Raw genomic sequence first — 23906 nt, forward strand, 5'->3', positions numbered from 1 at the left:
ATTTGGAAATTTAGCCACTTAGCTTTAAAGTAGCTTGCGTTTTAGCAAAACTATTTTAATCAAATTCTGGCTAAGGATTTGCAGGTTTTTGAATTTATTTAAGTTGCCAGTAGATCAAATTTGTTTTCAAAGTGGCTTAGGTAAAAATAGAAATTTAACTAGCCTGTAAATTTGGCATCAGGCTAGCTTTGGATCAAATTTACTCTTTTATCCTACCGATAGCTTCAGCAAATTTAAGCTCTTTGTTTTCAAAGAGGTTGTATTCGATCGCATCTTTTTCGCTAAGTATGACAATGGTTGAGCCAAGCTCGAAATTTCCAAGACGCTCGCCCTTTTTGATGTGTAAATTTTCATATTCATAAATTTGTGTAAAATTTGCCATCGCATTTGTTTGGATGCGATCATCAAAGCAAAATTTCATCTTACCAACGTTTAGCGCACCCACGAAAACTAGCCAAAGTTTTTTGCCATTTTTCATCTCACAAAGTAGCGCCACACGCTCGTTTTTGGTATAAAGGCTATCAACCTTGCTAAGCCATTTTACTGCCACACTGTAAAGCTTACCAGGGATATAGACCGCTTTTTTTATCGTAATATCGCAAGGTGCATGATAGTGATGATAGTCTTTTGGACTAAGATAGATGTTGGCAAAGTCAAACTCGCCCTCAAGCTCGCCCTGCCCCAAAAGCTCCTTTAGCCCATAGCTCATGCCTTTTATACTAAAAGCTTCTAGCTCTTTCGTGGTGCCAAAGCTAAGGCAGGTGCCATCAACAGGACTTATAAATATCTCATCTGCTACATCAAATTCTCTTGGCTTTAAGAGCTCTCTGGTAAAAAGTTCGTTTAAATTTTTATACTCATTTGATGGCTTAAACTCGCTCATGTCGATCTTAAATAGCTTTACGTAAAAGGAGTTGATGAGCTCTTGAAGCGGTTTGAAAAAGTTTAATTTTGCAACTTTACCAAAAATTTGAGAAAAGAGATTGTCCTTGTTCATTTTATTCCTTGCTTAAATTTAAAATAGCGATCTCACTTGGAGCAAAGATCCTAACTGGAGGCCCCCAAAATCCTGCGCCGCTACTAACATAAGCTTGCATTTTATCATTAATCTTATAAAGCCCATGTAAAAAACCTTGATCAAGCAAAACTAGGATACTAAAAGGAAAAATTTGTCCAGCGTGCGTGTGCCCGCAAAGCACTAGATCAACATCTTTTTGCATAGTTTTTATAAATTTTGGCTGATGAGAGAGTAAGATAGTCGGTATATCTGGGTCACATCCTACTAGTGCTTCGTCTAAATTTGGCTCTAAATTTTTAAACCTTATGCCAGCTAGATCATAGACCCCAGCTAAATTTATGCCAGCTATTTTTTCATTTTTATTGCCAAGTATCCTAATGCCAAGAGCGCGAATTTTTTCTAGTATCTCATCAACTCCGTGATAGTATTCGTGATTGCCAGGGACATAAAAGGTGCCGTAGGTGCTTTTAAGATTTTTTAATGGATCCAAAAAATCCCCTATAAGCTCAGCTCTCATATCAACCAAGTCGCCAACTATCACCACCAGGTCTGGTCTAGCTAAATTTATCTCTTTCACAAGCTCAGCCACGAAGTCCTTTTGCAAAAACTCACCAATATGCACATCGGTTATCATGGCTATTTTTAGATCACTTTGTAAATTTTTTATTTTTATACTAATCTGTCTGATCTTTGGCGGAGTAAGTGCGTTAAAAATTCCTTTCAAAAAGCAAGCAACTACAAAAATGACAAATGTCACATCAAAGCAAAATTTAATAAATTTTCGTCTTGTGGGATTAAAATGAGCTTTTGAACAAATGGATCTAACAATATCATAAAACAAACTAACACCAAATAAAAATAGTGAAAACCCAATGAGAGTTCCTGCTATCAGATATAGCTCTATATTTAAAAAGGAAAATCTTAGTTGAAGAACAAATACAAACTCAAACACACTAATAATATAGAAAAATATGCGAATTTTTTTAAGGTGTGGGGCAAAAAAAGATACCTTTTTGATAAAACGTTTGTATGAGTATAAATTTGTAAGAACACTAAAGATAAATGCCCCGATAATGATCCGAAAAAGTCCCAAAATATCTCCTTAAAAACAAAGATTATATTTTATATTTTTAAATTTACATTATAGATTTTATTAATTATTTAGAACAATTTGTAGTGCTAAGCCGTATGATTTTATAATTTAAATTTATAAAAATAATTGTTAAAAGGTATTTGCTTTAGGATAATAACTAAAAGATAAAATTTTGGAATTTAAAAATAAAAAGGTGGGAAAAACTCCCACCTTAAAAAGCATTACTCTACTTTACCAGATTCCATTCTTTTTTTGTAGATCTTGCGAAGTTTTCTTATATCATTTTTAACTTCGAATACACCATGCCAGTGTGAGTAGTCAGGGCCACCCATTAGAGCGCCTTGTCTCATACGACGACCTTCATGGTGCCACATATGATAATAGACATCTTGGAATTCATCTGACCAAGCATCTTCTAGTAGTAGGTTTTTAGCTTTCAACTCTTCAAGCATCTTAGTTGCTTCAGCGCTATAAACGTTATAAAGCTCTACTTGTTTATCACCCATAATGAAGAAGTTATCTGTGTGAGTTGTAGAGTGGCAAGCTTTACAAACTAGTTTCATCTCAGCACGTGCTTTTTCAGGATCGCCACTTGGGTGACCTGCTAGAGGTGTTCCTATGTTTAGTTTGCCAGTTTTTTCGTAAATAGCAGCAGCTTGTTCATCACCAGCTGTTCTTAGCTTACTGCTGATGCCCCATAGGTTCCATTTTAGTCTTCTTGAAACGTTGTGAGTTGTTGTTGTTTCACCAACACCACTCATGTGGCAAGCTGCACAAGTTGGAGCTCTAAAGTCTGGTACATCCCATGTATCAGGAGCAGCATCAAAGTTCCATTTGTGAGCTTCACTGTTATAGATATGTCCGTGCATTGAGTTGTTAAAGATCTCAATATCTGGGTGATCAGGTCCAAGGTGGCAAGATGCACAAGCAGCTGGTTTTCTAGCTTCAGCTACGCTAAATGTGTGCGCGCTGTGACATGATTTACAGTTACCTACGCCACCATCTGGATAAACATTGCCTATACCATAGTTTGGCCAAGTCTCTTTTGTAGGTTTGTGATCAGCGTCTAGTTTGATGACGGTTCCGTGGCACTGAGAACAACCAGTGGCATCTGGAGCCATTTTAAAGTCAGGATGATCTGCTCCCTCATAGTGATACATTAGTTTCACCATTGCAGGATTAGCATACATTTGCATAGCAGCTCTTGCGTGACCGCTCTTTACTAGTTCATCAACTTCGTTTTCGTGGCACTTAGCACAAGTTTTTGGGCTAACTAGCATTGAAACATGGTTGTTAGAATCTTTTGGATGCACCTTAACTGAAGCCATAGGATTATCTGCATTTACAGAGTGGCAATCCATACAACTTACGCCAACGTGAGCGTGGCGACTATTTTTCCAATCGGCAACTATGCCGGGTGTCTCTTTAGCATGGCACTCAACACAGCTTTTTGATAAATCTGACATTTTATGTGCAACTTTAATGTTTTTTACAACATTAAGGTTTAAAGCATCAGATTTATTTGCATCCATGTTTGCGGCAAAGCCAAAAGACATTAGACAGGCTAATAACATTAGCGACTTTTTAAACATCTCTCCTCCTTACTTGGTTTTATTGTTTTCTTGTTTTTTAATTGCTTCAAATTTATCGATTTGTAGCCCTAAATTCTTGTGACCAACATGCTCATGGCAGTCAACACATGATTTTTTATTAGGATTTCCAAGAACGAAATAATCTCTATGTGGCAAGAATGATTTACCAGCTTGAATAACATTTTTTAAATTTGAGTGACAAGTCAAACATCCACTATCATAGACAAAGTGAGATGCATGCTCGCGTTTTTTACGCCAGTCGATCTTGTCTGTATCTGTAAAAAATGTCTTATAACCATCATTTATCGATACTTTAAGCTTTGTAAGTACATAGGTATAGGCACTTGTATGATTTAGGTGACAGGCTGAACATTCAGCTTTTATGCCAAGCTTGTTATTGCCGCCGTGTACATCTTCATGATATGCAGCATTCATAGGATCCATCGTGTGACAAATGGTACAGATGTAGCCACTACCAGTCGCGTGAAGTGCATCAGCTATGCCCATAGAAGCGATAAGGCCGATTACGATGCCTATTATCACAGATGACCAAACAAAAAATTTCTTCTTAACTTCAGCCAAAATTTCCTCCTGAATTTATCAATATATCGTAGTAAATTTTTACGAAAATTTTAGGTGAATGTTATCCAAATAAATATAAATTTTTTCTTTAAGTAAATGAAAATATTTATTTGATATTAACTTTCAATAAGAATAAATTTCTTGTAGTCCACCTACATTTTTTTCCAAAATTTGGTTCTTCTCATCAAGTTTGACAAAACCATTTGTTTTAAATTTGTTTAAAATTCTCGAAAAAGTTTCTGGAGTCATATTGAGTATTGATGAAATTTTTGTATGCTTTAGTTCATTAAATAGATCTTCGTGATTTAAAATAAACCTAGCCACCTTCTCTTCGGAGCTGAGTATTAGTTCTTGGTGGAGTAAATTTGTAGTTATTCTTATCTTTTGAGCCATTGATTTTAGAAATTTCATGCAAATTTCTGGCTTTGTTAAAAATTGTGCTTCAAATTTTTCATAATTTATCTTTAAAACCTCGCCAGAGATAGTAAAAATGGCGCTCGCTGGATAAGGGATATTTTCAAAATTTACAACTTCAGCTACAAAATTCATAGGTGCAAGCTGATGGATAAAAATTTCTTTACCATTTGCCGTAGTTTTATAAAGCTTAACCGAGCCAGTTATCAAAAATGTAAGCCACTTTGGCTCCTCGCCCTCTATAAATAAAAACTCGCCTTTTTTGTATTTTTTAACAACGCTTATTGCTTCAAGTTTGGCTAGGTCATCGGCGCTAAGACCTTGAAAAAATGGGATTTGTTCTATCATATTTCACTCGCTTTTAAGATAAAAAAGCATTTTAGCATAAAAAATAGGACAAAATTTAACGGATTTCAAAGGGAGCTTTCTCCCTTTGATTTAAGAATTTATTTTTTAAGAAGATCTCTGATCTCAGTTAGAAGTGCTATATCAGCTGGAGTTTCAGGCTCTGCAGGAGCTGCCTCTTCTTCTTTTGGTAGTTTATTTTTAAGTGTATTTAAAGCTTTGATGACGCAAAAAATACAAAACGCAATGATTAAAAAATCAACCATTGTTTGTATAAATGAGCCATAGTTTATCGTAACAGCTGGCGCACCTTCTGCTGCTTCTTTTAATGTTAGCTTAAGATCAGTGAAATTTACACCGCCTGTTATAACACCAACCACTGGCATAATAATATCACCAACTAGCGATGAAACGATCTTTCCAAATGCTCCACCGATAACAACACCAACTGCCATATCTATGACATTTCCGCGCATCGCAAATTCTTTAAATTCGCTGATAAAACTCATTCTCTCTCCTATAAATAGTTAAATTTTCGTGCGGATTTTATAAAAAATATACTTTGCTTAGCCTAAAAATTTAAAATTACATAACTTTAAATTTATCAAGCTAGTGTTATAATCCAAACTTCAAATTTAACGTAAGGAATGAGCTTATGTATCGTTTTGCACCCTCTCCAACAGGAGATATGCACATAGGAAATTTACGTGCTGCTATTTTCAACTATATTTGTTCTTTGCAAGATAAAAGTGGCTTTATTTTACGCATAGAAGATACCGACAAAGAGAGAAATATCGAAGGAAAAGAGAAAGATATCTTAGAAATTTTAAGCAAATTTGGCATAAAACCAGAGCAAATTTACATCCAAAGTGAAAATTTAAAATTCCACAGACAGCTTGCATCAAAGCTTCTCATCGACAAAAAGGCCTTTGCTTGCTTTTGCACAGAAGAAGAGCTTGAGGCAAAAAAACAAAAAGCAAAAGAGCAAGACGTGGCATATAGATATGATGGCACCTGCGAGAGGCTAAGCGACGCTGAAGTTTTAAACTGTGAGAAGCCATTTGTCATCCGCATGAAAAAACCAACACGCACGATGAGCTTTACAGACGCGATCAAAGGCGAGCTAAGCTTCGAGCCAGACGCAGTTGATAGCTTTGTCATCATGAGAGCAGACAAAACTCCAACTTATAACTTCGCCTGCGCGGTTGATGATATGCTTGAGGGCGTGACCTTTGTCATACGCGGCGAGGATCACGTGAGCAACACACCAAAGCAAGATCTCATACGCGAGGGGCTTGGCTACACTGGCAAGATGAACTACGCGCATTTGCCTATCCTTTTAAATATAGAGGGTAAAAAAATGAGCAAACGCGAGAACGAATCAAGCGTAAAATGGCTCTTTGAGCAGGGATTTTTGCCTGAGGCGATCGCAAACTATCTGATACTTCTTGGTAATAAAACCCCAACTGAAATTTTTACCATCGAAGATGCAGTAAAGTGGTTTGATATAACTAAAATTTCACGCTCACCTGCTAGATTTGACGTGAAAAAACTTGAGCAGATAAATAGAGAGCACATCAAGCTTGCTTCAAAAGAGCGCATAAAAGAGATCTTTGGCGTGGATGAGAGCAAGGTTGAGCTAGTTAAATTTTACACTCAAGAGAGCTCACTAGTGCCTGAGATAAAGGCAAAAGTAGAGGCTATATATTCGCCAAAAATAGCTTCAGATGAGTACAAAAACGAATTTGAGATCATCAAAAAAGCAGCTCGTAATTTAAAACCGTGCGAGAGCTTTGATGAGTTTAAAAAAGAGCTTATGAGCGCTACAAATTTAAAAGGTAAAAACTTTTTCATGCCGCTACGTGCGCTGCTTACAAACGACCTTCATGGCCCTGAGCTAAGCGAGCTCTATCCGCTCATCAAAGATGATCTAGGCAAAATTTTAATCTAGGAGCACAAATGATACTTTCCACCCTATTTTCAGCGGTCGCAAACATTTTGCACCTTATCATCACGGTCTATACGTGGATCGTCATCGCAGCGGCTCTGATTAGCTGGGTCAAGCCTGATCCTAGCTCGCCAGTCGTGCAGCTACTTTATAGGATGACTGATCCTGTTTATAGCTTCATCAGACGCTACATCAAAACAGAATTTAACGGCATAGACTTTGCCCCACTCATCGTGCTTTTGGCACTTCAACTCATAGATCAATTTTTAATAAGGCTTTTATTTGTTTTTGCTGCGTCACTTTAGTATCCTCTCTTTAGCCTGCGTTGCTCTTTTAGCTAAAATTTACACCTACGAGGAGCTAAAAAACGAGCCAAAAAGCCTTGCAAAAGACTACTACATAAACCGCCTTATAAACGAAGGCAGCTACACAAAGGAGCAGATAGCAGAGCTTTCACGCGACGTTTTTAGAAAAAGTGGCTTAGTTCAAAAATCAATCAATAAAATTTTACCTCCCAAAGCAGCCCCTAGCAAGTGCCCTGGTATAAACGCAAGCAACATCACAAGTGCTAGCTTGGCTTGCCAAAATTTACTAACAACGATGAGCTTTTCTCTAAAACTTGATAACAAAACTCGTGAAATTTTAGCGGCAAATCTTGCAGCTACAAACCCAGAAAAAGCTAGAATTTTACGCACTTTAAACGAGCCAAACCCAGCTCTTAGCTTTGCAAATGCAAATGATGCAAAGAGCTTTTTAGAGCTTTTTAACGCTTCAAGTCCGCAAAGTAAAAGTGCTCTTTTTAGCGTAAATTTTGAAGCGAATTTTATGAACAAGCTCTACATGCAAAAGGGCTTTACAAATTTATTAAACGATGTCGTATTTAATAAAAAATATGAAGGCTTTAGAAGAAATTTACTTAGCATAGATCCTGCTGTCACTGAGAAGAGTGACGCATTTACGCTTGGACTAAACGCCATCTTGCTTGGTAAAAATGACGTTGCATTTAGTTTTTTCACAAGAGCTAAAAACACCTTTGATAGGGCTTGGCAAAGAGACAATGCCACATTTTGGCAGTATGAGCTAAGCGGCGATGAGAGCTTTTTAAAAGAGCTAAGTGCTAGCAAAGATGCAAATATCTACTCACTTTACGCAAGAGATTTGGTCGGCGGCGAGCCACTTGAGGTGATCGTGCCAAGACCTAGCAAGCAAAATATCGAAAATTTTGATGTAAGCGATCCATTTTTATGGAACAAAACCACGACCCTTGCAAAGGATATGAACGCTACGCAGGCGAGCGAATTTGCGATGAGATTTTACACAAACGAGAGTATCGGCGCATACGCATACTTCATGCAAAAGGCGCACGGCTGGGAGAAGCAGTACTTTTTGATGCCAAGCTCACCAGAGCTTGAAGGCATCAGCACTGAGCGAAAGTCGATGATCTACGCACTAGCAAGACAAGAGAGCCTCTTTATCCCAAGCGTCGTTTCTACCTCTTACGCCCTTGGTATGATGCAGTTTATGCCATTTCTTGCAAATGCAATCGGAAAAAAAGAGCTAAAAATCCCAAATTTTGACCAGGACGATCTTTTTAAAACTGATGTTGCCTTTAAATTTGCAAATCACCACCTAAATTACCTTGATAAATTTCTCTATCATCCGCTCTTTACGGCCTACGCGTATAACGGCGGTATCGGTTTTACCAAAAAGGTCATAACAAGAGATGATATGTTTAATGAGGGGAAATTTGAGCCATTTTTATCTATCGAGCTAGTCCCTGTGGCTGAGACTAGAAACTACGGCAAGAAGGTGCTTGCAAACTACGTGATCTATATGGCGCTTAATGGTTCCAGTATAAAGATTTCGCAACTTTTCGAAAATTTAACAAAACCGGCTTTGACTGATAAATTTCGAAACTAAGCGCGAGATCGTCGCTTTGCTTACTTGGTGCGGTCACTTCATAATAAACCGCCCAAGGCATAGAAAATCCAGCAAATTTAAGCATCTCGTCATTTTCATCAAGCAGTCTTGCATTTGTGGCATTTGAGTCACCATTTACCTTTATGTTGCTCAAATTTTGCGCATGCTCTTTTGGGTTTATGGCTACTAAAAAGTGCTCTTTACTCTCGTCTAAATTTGAGTTATATATAGGATTTAGATATGTTGCGATTATAAGCGTTCTATCGGTGCCATCGATGATCTCGCTCTTACTTGTGTAGGCTAAAAGCTCATTTTTTAGTGGCTCATGCACGATCACTTTTTGATCAGCACAACCAAATATCATCAAAATAAATATAAAAAATAGTGTAAATTTTCTCATAAAAAACTCTTAAAATATTAAATTTTCTCGCATTTTAGCATTTTATTTTTTAAATTTCACTCATAAATTTTAAAGCCAATATGAGCTATAATCGCAAGAAATTTTAACGAAAAAGGCTCTTATGAAAAGACTTGCCATTGCTTTTTCTGGCCCTTCAAATAGCGGAAAAACGACGCTTATCTTAAAAGTCGCAAAAAAATTTATAGATGATGGGCTAAAGGTCGTTGTAGTCAAGCACGACCCAGCCGACAAGGCCAAATTTGACGTTGAAGGCAAGGATAGCTTTAAATTTTCTCAGGCAGGAGCTGACGTAGTCGTGATGAGTCCGACTAGAACGACTTATTTTTCACAAAGCTCGCAAGGCATAGACGAGGTCATAAGGATGATCGGCGAGTTTGACATGCTCTTAGTCGAGGGACTAAAGACACTGCCACTGCCAAGACTAAGCGTCTTTAGAGGCGAGATCGATGAAGCTTATCTTAGCTTTTCAGACGCGATCGCCACTTATAAAGAGCAGATCCCCTACGAGATCACAAATCTAAATTTAGACGATATAGACACCATTTGTGCGTGGATAATCAAAAATGCAAAGGCTGTATAATGCAAGAACTAAACCAAATTTTTAACACCATTAAAGATATCGCAAAAGAGATAAGCGAGGTCATAAAATACGCCGATCTTGGCTACACAACTCACGAAAACGCAACTGGCGACACCCAGTTAAAGCTTGACGTCAAAAGCGATGAGATCATCACGGCTAAATTTAAGCAGCTTTCATGCGTAAAAGCGCTAATTAGCGAAGAGAAAGAGGACGAGCTTGAGATAAATAAAAATGCTAAATTTATCATCGCTTACGATCCACTCGATGGCTCGAGCCTAGTAGATGTAAATTTCGCCGTTGGTTCGATCTTTGGCATCTACGAAGACGAGGTAAAACCAGAAAATTTAATAGCCTCAGCTTACAGCATCTATGGGCCAAGGCTTGAGCTAGTAATTGCCGAGAAAAAGGGCGCTTTACCTAAATTTTATAGACTTAGCAAAGATGGCGAGTTTAAATTTGTAAAAGAGCTTGAGCTAAAAGAAAAAGGCAAGCTAAACGCCACAGGAGCTACGCAAAAAGGCTGGAGCCAAACGCATAGAAACTTCATAAATGAGCTATTTAACGAGGGCTACAGACTAAGGTATTCAGGTGCGATGGTAAGCGACTTGCATCAAATTTTACTAAAAGGCGGCGGTCTTTTTAGCTACCCAGCAACGAGCGATCATCCAAATGGCAAGCTAAGGGTTGTCTTTGAGGTGTTGCCATTTGCCTTTATATATGAAAACGCAAAGGGCGCAACCTCAAACGGCAAAAACCAAACACTTTTTGATATAAAAATAGAAAAAATTCACCAAACTACGCCATGTTTCTTTGGCTCACGTGATGAAATTTCTCTTTTGCATAAATTTTACGAGCAAAAATAATGCAAGAATCACAAGCAAACGAGCCACTTGACGCATTTGAACTAGCTCTAAAGCAAAAGGCAAAAGTTATGCAAGAGTGTCAAGAGCAAAAAGGTCGCAAAAGCTGTTTTAACTGCGAGGCATTTTTTGACTGCGAGACGAGAATAGAGTATGTAAATAGCTGCTACAACTCGATGTCAAAAGGCAACACCGGCAGTGACGGCGGATTTGATTTTTAAATTTAAAGGAAAAATATGAAAGAAAAAGCTTATATAACCACTCCGATTTATTACGTAAATGACGTGCCACACATCGGTCACGCCTACACGACTATCATCGCTGATACGCTAGCTAGATTTAACCGCTTGCAAGGCAAAGAGACCTACTTCATGACTGGCACAGACGAGCATGGTCAAAAGATCGAGCAAGCAGCTCGCGCTAGAGGCAAAACGCCAAAAGAATATGCTGATGAGATCAGTGCGAAATTTAGATCGCTTTGGGATGAATTTGAGATAAGTTACGACCATTTTATAAGGACAACCGACGAAGAGCACAAGCAAACCGTGCAAAATGTCTTTGAAAAGATGCAAGCAAACGGCGATATCTACAAGGGCGAGTACGAGGGCTTTTACTGCGTTAGCTGCGAGACATTTTTTAACCAAAGAGACCTACTTGAGGACAACCGCTGTCCAGACTGCGGCCGCGTGACATCTTTAGTTAAAGAAGAGAGCTACTTTTTCAAGCTTTCAAAATATGAAGACGCGCTTTTAAAATGGTACGAAAACGACGAGCTTTGCGTCATCCCAAAGGGTAAGAAAAACGAGGTTGTAAGCTTTGTAAAGGGCGGACTAAAAGACCTCTCTGTGACAAGAACGAGCTTTGACTGGGGCATAAAGCTACCAAAGAGCGCAAATGACGACAAACACGTTATGTACGTTTGGCTTGATGCGCTCATAAACTACCTAACAACGCTAGGATACTCAAGAGATAACGCTAGAATGGACTTTTGGCCGCATACGACGCACATTGTCGGTAAGGACATTTTGCGTTTTCACGCAGTTTATTGGCCGGCATTTTTGATGAGCCTTGGCTTGCCACTACCAAAACACGTCGCAGCGCACGGCTGGTGGACGATAGATGGCGAAAAGATGAGCAAAAGCAAGGGCAACGTCATAAACCCAAGAGAGGTAGCAAACGCTTATGGGCTTGAAAATTTCAGATACTTTTTGCTTAGAGAAGTGCCGTTTGGACAAGATGGCGACTACAGCCAAAAGGCCTTGATCGAGCGCATAAACTCAGAGCTTGGCAACGGACTTGGCAACCTGCTAAGCCGAATTGTGGGCATGAGTGCAAAGTATAGTGACTACAAGATCGACTCAAAAGATGTGATCAAATTTCATAAAGCCGAGCTTGATGAGGCGAAGGTCTATCTTGACGAGGCGATTAAAAATTTAGAAAATTTAGCCACAAACCGCTACTTAGAGGATCTTTGGAAGGTTGTAACTCTGGCAAATGCAGCCGTTGCGAAGTATGAGCCATGGTCACTTGTAAAAGCTGGCAAAAGTGACGAGGCAAACGCACTTGTGGCACTTTGCGCAAATTTACTTGCAAAAGTGGCGATACTGCTTAGCCCAGCTATGCCAAAAACTTGCGCCAAGATAGCTGACACGCTTGGCTTTAGCATAGATACGGCTTCTTACGATAGCCTTGTATTAAAAAATGAAATTTCAAATTTTGTGGCAAAAGCTACTGAGCCACTCTTCCCAAGGATAGAAAAAGAGCTAATGGGCGAGGCAAGCGAGGCAAAAGCTGAGCCAAAAGAGGAGAAAAAAGAAGAAGGTATCATTAGCATCGATGACTTTGCTAAGATCGTGATAAAAGTAGGCGAAGTGCTCGAGTGCGAGAGAGTTGAGGGCAGCGAGAAGCTGCTTAAATTTAAGATAGATCTTGGCGAGGAGCAGCCACGTCAAATTTTATCAGGCATCGCCAAATACTACGAGCCTAGCTCGCTTGTGGGCAAGCAAGTTTGCGTTTTAGCAAATTTAAAAGAGCGAACGATGATGAAAAAATATGTCTCACAAGGCATGATCCTAAGCGCATCAGACGGCTCGCTAACGCTTCTTGGCACGCAGGCCAAGGTCAAAAACGGCGCGATCGTTGGCTAAATGACGATAGAAAATTTAACCCACATAATAAATGGGCAAATTTTAAACAACCCAAGCATCTCAAGCGTGACCAGCTTCGCGTTTGAGGCTAAAAATATAAAACGAGGCTACGCTCTCATCGCCACACAAAGCGATCAGATCGCACCTGCGATAAAACAAGGTGCCTACGCTATCATTAGCGAAGAGGAGATCACGCCAAGCGACGATGAGATAGCCTTTATCAAGGTGGCAAGCCTGCAAACGGCTATCATCAAGCTCATGCGCTTTGAGGCGATCCACAAAAATATCAAATTTTGCGCGGTCAATCCCTTCATAAAAGCGCTTTTAGAGAAGTCGCACCTCGAAAAAAACGCCCACGTCATACCTGAAAATTTGACCGAGCTTTTTTACAAAATTTTCCATGCAAATTTGTTTGACACATTTTTTAGCGACGATACGAGGATACTTCAAAGGCTCTCGCTACTTTACGAGACAGCCTGGACTGACACAAACATAAGCGTGCTAAATCCAAGCTCGATCTTTTTTACAACGCTCATTTACGATGACAAATACTATCAAAATTTATCAATCCCTAGAGTTTTTGCTGGGATGTTTTGCGGACTTCTTGGCTATCTTAAGAAAAACAATATCGGCTTTAAAGTGACAGAGAGCAGGATTTCATCGCACTTTGACCCAGTCTTTATCGACAAAGACTTTAAGCCAGTTGGTTTTGGTAGCAGTTTTAGAGCGGTGATAGCTGAAGAAGACGAGGAGCTATTTTTGACTGAAAGCATATTTCTAAGGCGAAATTTCAGCGAGAGTGAGCTTAAATTTTGTCTGCCAAAAGATAGCACGCTAAAGGTTGAAAACGCCATTTTTTATGAAAATTTAGACGAGATAAAGAAGCTACAAAATTTCGTCTATGCCCTTGTGCTTTGCAAAAAAGAAGAACTACTTGATAGCCTTAGTCAAAGCAAAGAGCAAGGCGGGCTATTTTAAATTTAGAGCCAGAGCCTAAGCCCTGGCAGTTTTTTACTCACCTAAGAAGTATTTTAGATCAGCTTGCGCGTCGCCGCTAATTGGTCTAACGTTAAATTTATCCACTAAGAAATTTATGATCTCTTCATTGAAAAATTTAGGCAAGCTTGGTCCGACGTTGATGTTTTTGATACCAAGGCTAAATAGCGCTAGCAAGATGATGACCGCTTTTTGCTCCATCCACATTAGTACGATAGAAACTGGTAGGTCATTTACTGCGATGCCTGTTGCCTCGCTTAGTGCAAGGGCTATTTTAACCGCGCCGTTGCTGTCGTTGCACTGACCAAGGTCGATGTAACGTGGTAGCTCGGTGCCCGGGACGTTGCCAAAGTCAATGTCGTTAAATCTAAATTTACCGCAGCTTGAAGTAAGTATCACGCAGTCTTTTGGAAGGCTAGCAGCTAGCTCTCTATAGTACTCACGTCCCTTGCCAGGCGCGTCACAGCCAGCGATCACGAAAAATCTGCGGATCTTGCCTGTCTTTATCGCATCTAAAATTTGTGGGGCTAAAGTTAGGATAGTCTTGTAGTGGCCGCCAGTTACTAGGCTCTCGTCGCTATCAAAGCCGCTAACATCGCCGCAGGCTAGTGCGCACTCGATAAGTGGTGTGAAGTCGTCGTTTTCGATGTGCTTTACGCCGTTTGTGCCTGCGATCGAGTAGCCAAATAGCCTGTCAGCATATGTGCAGTTTGAGCGTAGTGGCACGATGCAGTTTGTTGTCATTAGTATTGCACCTTTAAATTCGTTAAATAGCTTAGTTTGGTCAAACCACGCCTTGCCGACGTTGCCTTTTAGGTGGCTATACTTGCGTAGTTCTGGGTATCCGTGAGCTGGAAGCATCTCTGAGTGAGTGTAGATGTTGATGCCTTTATCTTTTGTCGCCTCAAGTAGCGCTTTTAGAGCGTGTAAGTTGTGGCCACTTACCAAGATCGCCTTGCCCTCGACCTTGTTTTGGCTCACTCTAACTGGTGTTGGGATGCCAAATTTAGCCGTGTGAGCCTCGCTTAGTAGGTTCATCACCTCAACGCCAGCACCGCCTACTTCAAGAAGCTGCTTGATGTGCTCGTCGAAGTTGAAATTTGAATTTGTAAGCGTAAAATAAAGCGTATCAGCCATAACGCGATCGACATTACTAGTATCAGCGCCAAGCTCGTGCGCGTGGTGGCGGTATGCACTAAGGCCTTTTAAGCCAAAAACCATCGTATCTTGCAAAAGCGCTAGCGTGTCGCTCTTGCCACAGGTGCCCATAGGCTGACCCTTCGCACCGCATCCATCCTCAGCGCTCATCTCGCACTGATGGCAAAACATCTTCATATCTTTCATCTTTTCTCCTTGTGAATTTAAAAATTTAAGCGGATTTTATCCTAGGTGGCTAGCCATTTTGGTTGATAGCAGTCAAGAAAAGTTAAATTTAAATTTTAGTTATTAAATTTAAGATTTTATGATTATGGATATCAAAATATAAATTTGAAATTTGTCACAAAGAGTTAAAAAAATTACAAAAAAACGATTTACATTTGAAATTTATTTAAAAGGATGAAAATGAAAAATTTATTACTAGCGATATTTGCCGCCTTTATGCTTTGTGGCTGCGCTCCAAAGGGGATATTTGTGAGTTTGCCGGACGATCAAGCACCTTCAAGCATTAGCAAAAAGACAAAAATTTACATCGAAAGCGTCAAGGATGTGAGAGCCTTTGAAAACGACCCAAAACAAGCCAGTACCCCATCTTTATATAAGCACAATGTAAATGAAGTTAGCGCAAAAGAGAAGCAAAAATACATCGGCAGAACCAGAAGCAGCTATGGCAAGGGGCTATGGAACGTCATTTTAGAAAATAAGCAAAGGACAACTAGCATAGTAAGGGCGCGCATCGAGGATGCCTTTAGAAGCAACGGCTACCAGGTCATAAAAAATGAAAATGAAATAGATAAGGATACGATAAGTGTCAATGCAAAGATAGAAAAACTTTGGACTTACTTAACGCTTGGTGCGGTAAAAGTCGGTCTAAATGCCGATATAAGCACCACTTTAAGCGTAAATAACAAGGAGCTAAGCACGGTCGTAAAACGCAAAGAGGAGTATCTTTTAGTAAATCAAAATGACTATGCAAATATCATCAAAAGCTCTTTGAGCGAGTACAAAGAGAAGCTTGCAAAACAGATAAGTGAGCTAAATTTAGAGTAAATTTTAGGCTAGCTACTAAATTTATAGTGGCTAGCTTTTAAATTTCAAAGCAAATTTCACTTTTTATAAGGGATTTTATCAACGGCGTTTGCTTTTTTAAAGCCATTTAGCCTTAGCCTGCAACTATCACAAAGCCCGCACGCCTCATCCTCGCTCTCGTAGCAGCTCCATGTAAGCTCTATTGGTGAGCCAAGCTCAAGCGACTTTGAGACGATATCAGCCTTGCTTAAATTTACAAGCGGCGTGATGATCTCGCAAGAAAAATCAGCCGACGTGCCTAAATTTATCGCCTCATTTATGCTTTTTATAAAGCTCTCTTTGCAGTCAGGATACCCAGAACTATCCTCCTCGACCACGCCTATGTAGATCGCCTGCGCCCCCTCTTTTTCAGCAAGTGCTGTGGCGATTGAGATAAATACGCCATTTCTAAACGGCACGTAGGTGTTTGGCACGTCATTGCTAACGCCATCTTTTCTTATCTGCATGCTCTTATCTGTTAGCGAATTTCCGCCTATTTGAGCGATGAAGCTAACGTCTAAATTTATCTTTTTAACCACACCCAGTCGCTCACATATCTCGTCAAACGCGCGCTTTTCTCGCTTCATTGTTCTTTGACTATAGTCAAAATGAAGTGCGACCACATCATATCCAGCCCTCTTTGCCATCACAGCGCAAAGCGTGCTATCCATGCCGCCGCTCATTATACAAACTGCTTTTTTCATATTTTGCCCTTTAAATTTGCTAAAATTATACAAAAATTTACTAAGGACAAGCCAAAAATGATACTTTGCGAAGAGAGTTATCCAGAAATTTTAGATCAAATTTGCTCATATCTAACGCCTGGAGAAGTTGAGCTGCTTTTTATCAACAAAGATGAGATGAGAGAGCTAAACAGATCTGAGCGTGGCATAGATAAAACCACTGACGTCTTAAGCTTCCCCCTTGAGCTTGTCATACACGCCCCACTTGGCTCAATCGTCATAAATAAAGATATGGTAAAAGAAAAAGCAGCCGAACTAAATCACAGCGAAGAGGCCGAAACTGCGCTACTTTTCACACATGGCTTGCTACATATCTTGGGATATGATCACGAAAAAGATGATGGGCAGATGAGAGAAAAAGAGTGCGAAGTGATAGCTAAATTTGACCTGCCAAAGAGCCTAATAGTAAGAAGTGAGGACGTTAGGCTAATTGATCTAATAAACAAAAGGGGCTGATAAAGCCCATGATTTAAAGAGCTTCTTTTTTCGTCTCTAAATTTTCAACTTTTGGCGCAAAAGCCTTGTTTATCTTTCTTATCCAGATAACAAGCGAGATAAATAAGATGAAGTAAAGCACGTAGCTAGCGATAGGCCAGCTGGTACTTGTGCCGCTATCTTTTATCGAGATCACGTTTCTAAACTCATTTAGCATAGAAATTCTATATCCGTAGTACTTGATAGTGACGTTGTTGTCGCTATTTGCAAAGCCTTGAGCCTTGGCTTGGATGTCGGCTGAGTTAAATTTAAAATAAAATGGAAAGCCCCACGCCGTATCTTCGTTTCTATAAGCCATCACCTTTTGGTCATTTTGCGCATCTTTTGCGTAGATAAAATAGACATCTCTAACAGGCCCATCTGCTGGGTTTTTAGCGTCTATGATGCCATCTTTGTCCATGCGTTTTACGTCACCGCCAGTTATCTGCACGCTTGCGTAGTGCGGGAATGAATAATCAACCACAAGAGCCAAAAACAGGTGCAAAAGCACGACAAAACTAACGCAAATTCTTTTTATAAATTTGATCATTTCTATCCTTTAAATTTGCGCTATTTTATGAAAAGATAGCTTAAACAAAGGGGCAAAGCGCCCCCATAAATTTAAGCCTTTTTGTTAAGCATAAATTTTAAAAGCTGAGCAAAGAAGCAGATGCCACCTATTATCAAAATCGTATCTCCAAGCATCCTTAGCCATCTTAAATTTTGCAAGTGCGACTGCTGTAAAAGCTCAGCGCTTCTAGCATACCACATACCTTGATCTAGGCTTGCAAATGCCTGATAGATGCCTATTGGAAGCAGTGAAAGCACGATCATTAGCATAAGTCCTGCATTTAGCCCCCAAAAGCCAACTTTCATCAAATTTTCATCAAATTCTTGCCCTTTAAATAGATAAGTAGCCACAAGCCAAACAAAGCCAAGTGCCAAAAATCCATAAACGCCAAATAGCGCTGCATGTCCGTGAACTGGCGTTGTATTTAGTCCTTGGATGTAAAATAGCGAAATCGGAGGATTTATCAAAAATCCAAAGACGCCAGCGCCTAGCATATTCCAAAAGGCAACTGCGATGAAGCAGTAAAGTGGCCATTTAAGCGTTTTGGCCCAGCTTTGAGCAAACTGAAGTTTGTAGTGCTCATACGCCTCAGCGCCAAGAAGCACCAAAGGCACGACCTCAAGCGCTGAAAAGCTTGCACCAATAGCCATTATAGGCGTTGTAGTGCCTGCAAAGTAGAGGTGGTGAAATGTGCCTGGGATGCCGCCTATCATAAAGAGTGACGCGCTTGCAAGCGTTGAAAATGTCGCAAATCTTTTTGAGACAAGACCCAGCGAGACAAAGACGAAGGCGAGCGAAGCTGTCGCAAATACTTCAAAAAAGCCCTCAACCCAAAGATGCACTACCCACCAGCGCCAGTACTCCATCACTGGCAATGGGCTTCTTTGACCATAAAATAGCCCTGTTCCGTAAAATAATCCAACAGCAACCGCTGACATAGCAAAGATAGCTAGTAAATTTTTATCGCCTTTGTTTTTAAAGCCGCCTGCAAATCCACGAAGAAGTAGGAGCATCCAGATGACAAGACCGACAAACAAAATAATCTGCCAAACACGTCCAAGATCGATGTATTCATATCCTTGATGTCCAAGCCAGAAGCTTAAATTTATAGGCATGATGTTTGCGATAGCTAGATACTCACCCATAAAACTGCCAACTACAAGGATAAGTAGCGCATAAAAGAGCAGATCAACGCCAAGCTTTTGAAATTTTGGATCCTTGCCGCCATTTATGATCGGAGCTAAAAATAGTCCAGCCGCTAAAAATCCAGTCGCTATCCAAAATATGCTAGCTTGTATATGCCACGTTCTAGCAAGCGAATAAGGGATGTAGGCTGATAAATTTATGCCATAAAATTCTTGTCCTTCGACTGTGTAGTGAGCTGTAAAGCCGCCTATTAAAATTTGAAATACAAATAGCGCTAGCGTGACAAATAGATACTTTTTAAGTGCCTTTTGTGACGGAGTTAAATTTAGCTTTTTAAGCGGATCTTCGCTGATAGGCTCAAGCTTTTCATCGTCTTTTTTGCCATAAAATGAGCTAAACCAAACAAGCAAGCCAATGCCAGCTAGAAGTATCACGAGGCTTGCAATCGACCAAAAGACATTCTCACTTGTTGGCACGTTATCGATTAGTGGTTCGTGCGGCCAGTTGTTTGTATAAGTTGCCTCGCTACCAGGTCTGTTTGTCGCTGTCGCCCAGGCTGACCAGAAGAAGAAGTTGTTTAGATCGGCTCTGTCGCTAGCATTTGGAAGCGTATTTTCTTTCATCGCATAAGCTTCTCTTAAAGGCTTAAATTTAGGGTCATTACCAAAAAGCGCAGCATACTCGCTAGCTACTTGACTTACAGCCTTTAGCCTATCAGCGCTTAGCACAAATTTATCGTCCTTTACGCTATTTTCTCTATACTCTTTTTTGAGCAAAACCTTTAAATTTGCTTTTTGCTCGGCGTTTAGATCAGCGTATTTTAGATGATAAATTTCATCAGCTTTGATCTCTAAAAAGGCAACTAGCTCTTTGTGAAGCCAGTCCGCACTCCAATCAGGCGCTTGATATGCCCCGTGTCCCCAAACAGAGCCAACCTGCATACCGCCTATGCTTTGCCAAGCTTCTTGACCTTTATAGATACTCTCTTTATCGATCACGACCTTGCCATTTTCGTCAGTGAAATTTACAACTGGAGGCGAATTTCTATAAACCTCAACGCCATAGTAGCCTAAAATACTAAAGCAAACTACCAGCACAGCAACAAGTGCGAGCCAGTATCTTTTGTATTCACGCATTGATTCTCCTTTTTTAAAATTTAGGAGAAAGTTTATCTCATTTCAAAATAGTGACTAATGACATATATCAATAAAAGGAGAATATTTATCCTATTAGTTTTATAGAAATTTACAAAAATATGCAATTTTTTCACAATAAACATGCAAATTTTACATAACATTAATGTAAATAGCAGTAATATACCAACCAAACTATTTCACACGAAAAAAGGAAAAAATATGCAAATGAATTTCATGCACAAAGTGGCTAAAATAGGCCTTGTTGCTTCACTTTTTGCGGCTCTTAGCCTAAGCGCAGCTGACTCTGCAAGAAGTATCACCGATATGCAAGGCGTAAAAGTAAGCGTCCCAGGAAAAGTTGAGAAGATCGCAGCACTGTGGAATGCAAACAACGAGATCATCCTAGCACTTGGCGGTATGGATAAGGTTGTAGCCACAACTGATCTGATCAAAACCAACAAGTGGTTTGAGCACATCTATCCAAAACTTAAAAATTTACCAGCTGCACTAAACGGCAAAGACCTTCAGATCGAAGAGCTTGTTAAGCTTGCCCCTGATGTTATCATAGTTTCTAACAAAAACTACCAAGACGAGCTTATCAAAAACGGCTTTAGCGCGGTAAATTTGATCTTTAGAGACTATCCAGATATGGAGAAAAGCATCTACGCAACAGCTGAAGTTATAGGCACTGATGACGCTAGAAAAAAAGCTGAAAAACTTGCTAATAAAATCCACGATAACTCTGAGTTTGTAACAGCAAGAACAAAAAGCATCCCTGATGCTAAACGTCCAAAAGTACTTCACCTTCTTGGTGGTGCAAATTTGCTAAAAATTGATGGTACAAACACAATCCAAAACACTTGGATAAAGCTAGGTGGCGGTGTAAATGCTATCAATACTGAGGGTTCAATGATCGAAGTTAGCGCTGAAGAGATCATCAATGCAAATCCTGATATCATCATCGTTGGCGGCAATGACACAGACGCACAGATCAAAAAGATAAAAGAGCACCCTGCATTCTCTGGCTCAAACGCTGTTAAAAACGGCAAAGTTTACGGCAACCCAAAAGGTGTATTTAGCTGGGATAGATATGGCGCTGAAAACGTACTTCAAATTTTATGGGCAGCAAAGACTATCCAACCAGATCTATTTAAAGATGTCGATATGAAAGTAAAAACAAAAGAGTTTTATAAAGAGTTCTTAAATCACGATCTTACCGACACAGAGTATGGCTATATCTTAAAAGGCCTAAATCCAGACGGTAGCAGCAAGTAAGATATGAAAAACGCAAATTTTTCAATAGTTGTTATCTTTTTAGCTCTACTAACGCTTCTTTGCGCCTTTGTCGCACTTGGTGTTGGTAGATTTTACATACCATTTAACGACGTCTTTAGCGTGCTGGCTCACAGCTTTGGTTTTGGAGATGGCGCAGCTAGCAACATCACAAACGTAATAGAAAATTTACGCATCCCTCGCATCATCGCAGCCATCCTTGTTGGAGCTGCTCTTAGCGTGAGTGGTGCGGCCTATCAAGGCGTCTTTAAAAACCAGCTAGTTAGCCCTGATCTTCTAGGCGTTTCAGCGGGCGCTTGCGTGGGAGCAGCCACTGCTATCATCTTTGATCTATCGCTATTTTGGGTGCAGGCTTTTGCCTTTGGCTTTGGCCTAGCAGCCGTCGCTATCACGCTAGCCATACCAAAGATGATGGGGCGCACAAGCACGCTTATGCTGGTTCTTTCTGGTATCATCGTAAGTGGCCTTATGGGCTCAATAATCGGCTTTTTAAAGTATGTCGCCGACCCTGAGACAAAGCTACCTGACATTGTTTATTGGCAGCTTGGTAGCCTTGCAAAGCTTGATAGTGACAACTTAAAATACATAGCTCCAGTGATGATCATCTGCGCCATTTTGCTGATCGCCATGAGCTGGCGTATAAATTTGCTCTCTCTTGGCGACGAGAGTGCGGCAAGACTTGGCGTAAATGTCTCTTTTGAGCGCGCTGTCATCATCATCTGCGCTACGCTTCTTACAGCGTGCAGCGTCTGCATAAGCGGCATAGTCGCTTGGGTGGGACTTCTCATGCCTCACTTAGCGCGTATGCTAGTTGGCGCAAATAACATAAAAAGCATGCCTGCAAGCATATTTATGGGTGCGATATTTTTGCTTTTTGTAGATACTCTAGCGCGCAGCATAAGCGTGAGCGAAGTGCCTCTTGGCGTACTTACTGGCTTTATTGGCACGGTATTTTTCGTCTGGGTTTTATGGCGAAATAAAAAGGTTGCATGATGCTTGAAGTTAGAAATTTAAACTTTAGCTACCCAAATGGGGCTGGCAAACTAGAAAATGTAAATTTAAAGATAGGCGCAGGTGAGATTTTAACCATACTTGGTCGAAATGGAGCTGGCAAATCAACAACTCTTGGGCTAATAAGTGGCTCGCTAAAGCCAGTTTCAGGTGAGATATTTCTTGATGGCAAAAACGTAGATAGCCTAAGCAACAAAGAGCGCGCTAAGATCATGGCGTATGTGGCTCAAAGCGAGGTTACAGAGTATGACTACACTGGACTTGAGTTTATAACAATGGGTCGTGCGGCGCACCTTGGTATCTTTGCAAGACCTAGCAAAGAGGATGAGGAGATCGCTAGAATTTACACCAAAAAGCTTGAGATCGAGTATCTTGAGGATCGCTTTATCACGCAGATGAGTGGCGGTCAAAAGCAGATGTGTATGATCGCTCGTGCGATGGCTGCGCAGCCAAAGATGATCATATTTGACGAGCCAACGAGCGCGCTTGACTTTGGCAACCAGTATAAATTCCTACGCACCGTTAAATGGCTAAAAGAGCTTGGTTACTCGGTCGTACTAACCACTCACAACCCTGACTTTGCCGTGCTTCTTGGCGGATATGTGGCACTTGTAAAAGGTGATGGCGAGGTTGGATTTGGCACGGTTGATGAGATCATTAGAAGCGAGAATTTAAGCCAGCTTTACGGACTAAATTTAAACGTGAGCTACATCGACGAAGTAAAAAGAAACTGCTGCCTCACTTATCCACTATAAATTTATCTGCTCTTAATTTTTAAGGGCAGATCACTCATTTTATCTAAAAATTTCTACTTAAATTTACTAATCATAAATGCTAAAATGCAAAATAAATTTGAAAGGATAACAATGGCTTACCCACTACTAGGCACTAAGATCGTGATAGATGAAGAAAAGGTTTTAAGAGAGAAAAAGTATAAGTTAGATGTGATCTATGAATATTTAGACAAACTTGCCAAGCAGTGTGACTTGATCAAGGTCGATAAAAACACCTTTCACGCAAAGGGTGATGAAAATGACTTGGCAAATTTAGGTCTGTTTGTCTATAAACACGCCATTAAAAACGAGTGGATAACTAAAAATGTAAAAGAGTGGGTTTGGATTAGTCAAAAAGAAGGTGATAGCAATATAATCGGCGACGATATGGGAGTTTGGGAGTGAGCGATAAAAAGAGCAAATTTATCCCACACATCAAATTTCATGTAAATTTTAAAAAGAGCCTGCGAAAGATTAAATTTTGCTAGGCAAGATAAATTTAGGTATAGCGCAAAAATAAAAGTGCTCTAAAACCCTGAGCCATTTTGCCACAGAGAACCAGACTGGTTTGCTAGCAACCTTTTTAACAGCAATATTAAAAAGTCGCGATAAAGCTA

The 23906-nt window shown here is 40.1% G+C and carries 25 protein-coding genes; 14 read left to right on the plus strand and 11 right to left on the minus strand.

Features of this window, described 5'->3' with window-relative positions:
• Positions 1-199: 199 nt before the first annotated feature.
• The 6 genes from HMPREF1019_RS04765 to mscL form a co-directional block, all read right to left on the minus strand.
• Positions 200-997 (minus strand): phosphatidylserine decarboxylase, encoded by a 798-nt coding sequence (locus HMPREF1019_RS04765; protein ID WP_009294577.1) that lies wholly within the window; start codon positions 995-997, stop codon positions 200-202.
• 1 nt (position 998) lies between these two features.
• Entirely contained in the window at positions 999-2111 is a 1113-nt protein-coding gene (locus HMPREF1019_RS04770) for a metallophosphoesterase (protein WP_009294578.1), read from the minus strand.
• A 221-nt stretch (positions 2112-2332) separates the two neighbouring features.
• Positions 2333-3703 (minus strand): multiheme c-type cytochrome, encoded by a 1371-nt coding sequence (locus HMPREF1019_RS04775; protein ID WP_009294579.1) that lies wholly within the window; start codon positions 3701-3703, stop codon positions 2333-2335.
• 9 nt (positions 3704-3712) lie between these two features.
• Positions 3713-4285 carry a cytochrome c3 family protein gene (locus tag HMPREF1019_RS04780; protein WP_009294580.1) on the minus strand — a complete coding sequence of 191 codons (573 nt, stop codon included), beginning with the start codon at positions 4283-4285 and terminating at the stop codon, positions 3713-3715.
• Positions 4286-4408: 123 nt separating this feature from the next.
• Entirely contained in the window at positions 4409-5047 is a 639-nt protein-coding gene (locus tag HMPREF1019_RS04785; protein WP_009294581.1) for a Crp/Fnr family transcriptional regulator, read from the minus strand.
• A gap of 98 nt (positions 5048-5145) precedes the next feature.
• Complete coding sequence (gene mscL, locus HMPREF1019_RS04790) at positions 5146-5553, minus strand: large-conductance mechanosensitive channel protein MscL (protein ID WP_009294582.1); 408 nt, start codon at positions 5551-5553, stop codon at positions 5146-5148.
• 146 nt (positions 5554-5699) lie between these two features.
• Here mscL and gltX point away from each other — a divergent pair, with 146 nt between their 5' ends.
• From gltX to HMPREF1019_RS04805, 3 genes are read left to right on the plus strand one after another with little or no spacing between them, the layout of a single operon-like run.
• A complete protein-coding gene (gene gltX / locus HMPREF1019_RS04795; RefSeq protein ID WP_009294583.1) occupies positions 5700-6995 on the plus strand; it encodes a glutamate--tRNA ligase in 1296 nt (431 codons plus the stop codon).
• A gap of 8 nt (positions 6996-7003) precedes the next feature.
• The gene (locus HMPREF1019_RS04800; RefSeq protein WP_009294584.1) at positions 7004-7297 is read left to right on the plus strand and encodes a YggT family protein; all 294 of its coding nucleotides are present in this window, start codon (positions 7004-7006) and stop codon (positions 7295-7297) included.
• Positions 7275-8912 (plus strand): lytic transglycosylase domain-containing protein, encoded by a 1638-nt coding sequence (locus HMPREF1019_RS04805; RefSeq protein ID WP_009294585.1) that lies wholly within the window; start codon positions 7275-7277, stop codon positions 8910-8912. The genes HMPREF1019_RS04800 and HMPREF1019_RS04805 overlap by 23 nt, the downstream gene beginning before the upstream one ends.
• On the opposite strand, the gene HMPREF1019_RS04810 is transcribed toward HMPREF1019_RS04805, so the two are convergent.
• A complete protein-coding gene (locus HMPREF1019_RS04810) occupies positions 8833-9312 on the minus strand; it encodes a hypothetical protein (RefSeq protein WP_009294586.1) in 480 nt (159 codons plus the stop codon). The two genes, HMPREF1019_RS04805 and HMPREF1019_RS04810, sit on opposite strands and share 80 nt — an antisense overlap.
• A gap of 121 nt (positions 9313-9433) precedes the next feature.
• Here HMPREF1019_RS04810 and mobB point away from each other — a divergent pair, with 121 nt between their 5' ends.
• The 5 genes from mobB to HMPREF1019_RS04835 are packed head-to-tail and all read left to right on the plus strand — an operon-like array spanning position 9434 to position 13898.
• Positions 9434-9913, plus strand: coding sequence for a molybdopterin-guanine dinucleotide biosynthesis protein B (gene mobB / locus HMPREF1019_RS04815; protein ID WP_009294587.1), 480 nt, complete (start codon positions 9434-9436; stop codon positions 9911-9913).
• The gene (locus HMPREF1019_RS04820; protein ID WP_009294588.1) at positions 9913-10776 is read left to right on the plus strand and encodes a class 1 fructose-bisphosphatase; all 864 of its coding nucleotides are present in this window, start codon (positions 9913-9915) and stop codon (positions 10774-10776) included. The genes mobB and HMPREF1019_RS04820 overlap by 1 nt, the downstream gene beginning before the upstream one ends.
• Entirely contained in the window at positions 10776-10994 is a 219-nt protein-coding gene (locus tag HMPREF1019_RS04825) for a hypothetical protein (protein WP_009294589.1), read from the plus strand. Before HMPREF1019_RS04820 ends, HMPREF1019_RS04825 begins: the two co-directional genes overlap by 1 nt.
• A gap of 15 nt (positions 10995-11009) precedes the next feature.
• Positions 11010-12920, plus strand: coding sequence for a methionine--tRNA ligase (gene metG, locus HMPREF1019_RS04830; RefSeq protein ID WP_009294590.1), 1911 nt, complete (start codon positions 11010-11012; stop codon positions 12918-12920).
• Positions 12921-13898 (plus strand): hypothetical protein, encoded by a 978-nt coding sequence (locus tag HMPREF1019_RS04835; protein WP_009294591.1) that lies wholly within the window; start codon positions 12921-12923, stop codon positions 13896-13898.
• A 33-nt stretch (positions 13899-13931) separates the two neighbouring features.
• On the opposite strand, the gene hcp is transcribed toward HMPREF1019_RS04835, so the two are convergent.
• Positions 13932-15260 (minus strand): hydroxylamine reductase, encoded by a 1329-nt coding sequence (gene hcp / locus HMPREF1019_RS04840; protein WP_002940097.1) that lies wholly within the window; start codon positions 15258-15260, stop codon positions 13932-13934.
• A 219-nt stretch (positions 15261-15479) separates the two neighbouring features.
• On the opposite strand from hcp, the gene HMPREF1019_RS04845 reads away from it, so the two are divergent.
• Positions 15480-16124: a hypothetical protein gene (locus tag HMPREF1019_RS04845; protein ID WP_009294592.1), complete on the plus strand. Its 645-nt coding sequence runs from the start codon at positions 15480-15482 to the stop codon at positions 16122-16124.
• Positions 16125-16180: 56 nt separating this feature from the next.
• Here HMPREF1019_RS04845 and queC read toward each other — a convergent pair whose 3' ends face one another.
• Positions 16181-16879, minus strand: coding sequence for a 7-cyano-7-deazaguanine synthase QueC (gene queC, locus HMPREF1019_RS04850; RefSeq protein ID WP_148400995.1), 699 nt, complete (start codon positions 16877-16879; stop codon positions 16181-16183).
• A 24-nt stretch (positions 16880-16903) separates the two neighbouring features.
• Between queC and ybeY the strand changes: the two genes are divergently transcribed.
• Entirely contained in the window at positions 16904-17341 is a 438-nt protein-coding gene (gene ybeY / locus HMPREF1019_RS04855; RefSeq protein WP_009294594.1) for an rRNA maturation RNase YbeY, read from the plus strand.
• Positions 17342-17354: 13 nt separating this feature from the next.
• Here the strand turns inward: ybeY and HMPREF1019_RS04860 are convergent, their stop codons facing one another.
• Positions 17355-17909, minus strand: coding sequence for a DUF1523 family protein (locus tag HMPREF1019_RS04860; RefSeq protein ID WP_009294595.1), 555 nt, complete (start codon positions 17907-17909; stop codon positions 17355-17357).
• Positions 17910-17980: 71 nt separating this feature from the next.
• On the minus strand, positions 17981-20212 hold the full coding sequence (locus HMPREF1019_RS04865) for a nitric-oxide reductase large subunit (protein WP_009294596.1): 2232 nt from the start codon (positions 20210-20212) through the stop codon (positions 17981-17983).
• A 219-nt stretch (positions 20213-20431) separates the two neighbouring features.
• On the opposite strand from HMPREF1019_RS04865, the gene HMPREF1019_RS04870 reads away from it, so the two are divergent.
• From HMPREF1019_RS04870 to HMPREF1019_RS04885, 4 genes are all read left to right on the plus strand, one after another.
• Positions 20432-21487, plus strand: coding sequence for an ABC transporter substrate-binding protein (locus tag HMPREF1019_RS04870; protein WP_009294597.1), 1056 nt, complete (start codon positions 20432-20434; stop codon positions 21485-21487).
• A 3-nt stretch (positions 21488-21490) separates the two neighbouring features.
• Entirely contained in the window at positions 21491-22498 is a 1008-nt protein-coding gene (locus tag HMPREF1019_RS04875; protein ID WP_009294598.1) for a FecCD family ABC transporter permease, read from the plus strand.
• Complete coding sequence (locus HMPREF1019_RS04880) at positions 22498-23271, plus strand: ABC transporter ATP-binding protein (RefSeq protein ID WP_009294599.1); 774 nt, start codon at positions 22498-22500, stop codon at positions 23269-23271. Before HMPREF1019_RS04875 ends, HMPREF1019_RS04880 begins: the two co-directional genes overlap by 1 nt.
• 111 nt (positions 23272-23382) lie before the next feature.
• Positions 23383-23694 (plus strand): hypothetical protein, encoded by a 312-nt coding sequence (locus HMPREF1019_RS04885; RefSeq protein ID WP_009294600.1) that lies wholly within the window; start codon positions 23383-23385, stop codon positions 23692-23694.
• Positions 23695-23906: the final 212 nt, after the last annotated feature.

This window comes from Campylobacter sp. 10_1_50 (assembly GCF_000238755.1).
Taxonomy (GTDB): domain Bacteria; phylum Campylobacterota; class Campylobacteria; order Campylobacterales; family Campylobacteraceae; genus Campylobacter_A; species Campylobacter_A concisus_R.

Coding starts and splice junctions, on each gene's coding strand:
- HMPREF1019_RS04785 (WP_009294581.1), bottom strand. CDS start 5,047: ATGATAGAACAAATCCCATTTTTTCAAGGTCTTAGCGCCGATGACCTA.
- HMPREF1019_RS04810 (WP_009294586.1), bottom strand. CDS start 9,312: ATGAGAAAATTTACACTATTTTTTATATTTATTTTGATGATATTTGGT.
- HMPREF1019_RS04860 (WP_009294595.1), bottom strand. CDS start 17,909: ATGATCAAATTTATAAAAAGAATTTGCGTTAGTTTTGTCGTGCTTTTG.
- HMPREF1019_RS04885 (WP_009294600.1), top strand. CDS start 23,383: ATGGCTTACCCACTACTAGGCACTAAGATCGTGATAGATGAAGAAAAG.
- mscL (WP_009294582.1), bottom strand. CDS start 5,553: ATGAGTTTTATCAGCGAATTTAAAGAATTTGCGATGCGCGGAAATGTC.
- HMPREF1019_RS04880 (WP_009294599.1), top strand. CDS start 22,498: ATGCTTGAAGTTAGAAATTTAAACTTTAGCTACCCAAATGGGGCTGGC.
- HMPREF1019_RS04865 (WP_009294596.1), bottom strand. CDS start 20,212: ATGCGTGAATACAAAAGATACTGGCTCGCACTTGTTGCTGTGCTGGTA.
- HMPREF1019_RS04835 (WP_009294591.1), top strand. CDS start 12,921: ATGACGATAGAAAATTTAACCCACATAATAAATGGGCAAATTTTAAAC.
- hcp (WP_002940097.1), bottom strand. CDS start 15,260: ATGAAAGATATGAAGATGTTTTGCCATCAGTGCGAGATGAGCGCTGAG.
- gltX (WP_009294583.1), top strand. CDS start 5,700: ATGTATCGTTTTGCACCCTCTCCAACAGGAGATATGCACATAGGAAAT.
- HMPREF1019_RS04820 (WP_009294588.1), top strand. CDS start 9,913: ATGCAAGAACTAAACCAAATTTTTAACACCATTAAAGATATCGCAAAA.
- HMPREF1019_RS04875 (WP_009294598.1), top strand. CDS start 21,491: ATGAAAAACGCAAATTTTTCAATAGTTGTTATCTTTTTAGCTCTACTA.
- HMPREF1019_RS04775 (WP_009294579.1), bottom strand. CDS start 3,703: ATGTTTAAAAAGTCGCTAATGTTATTAGCCTGTCTAATGTCTTTTGGC.
- HMPREF1019_RS04870 (WP_009294597.1), top strand. CDS start 20,432: ATGCAAATGAATTTCATGCACAAAGTGGCTAAAATAGGCCTTGTTGCT.
- mobB (WP_009294587.1), top strand. CDS start 9,434: ATGAAAAGACTTGCCATTGCTTTTTCTGGCCCTTCAAATAGCGGAAAA.
- HMPREF1019_RS04845 (WP_009294592.1), top strand. CDS start 15,480: ATGAAAAATTTATTACTAGCGATATTTGCCGCCTTTATGCTTTGTGGC.
- metG (WP_009294590.1), top strand. CDS start 11,010: ATGAAAGAAAAAGCTTATATAACCACTCCGATTTATTACGTAAATGAC.
- HMPREF1019_RS04765 (WP_009294577.1), bottom strand. CDS start 997: ATGAACAAGGACAATCTCTTTTCTCAAATTTTTGGTAAAGTTGCAAAA.
- HMPREF1019_RS04825 (WP_009294589.1), top strand. CDS start 10,776: ATGCAAGAATCACAAGCAAACGAGCCACTTGACGCATTTGAACTAGCT.
- ybeY (WP_009294594.1), top strand. CDS start 16,904: ATGATACTTTGCGAAGAGAGTTATCCAGAAATTTTAGATCAAATTTGC.
- HMPREF1019_RS04800 (WP_009294584.1), top strand. CDS start 7,004: ATGATACTTTCCACCCTATTTTCAGCGGTCGCAAACATTTTGCACCTT.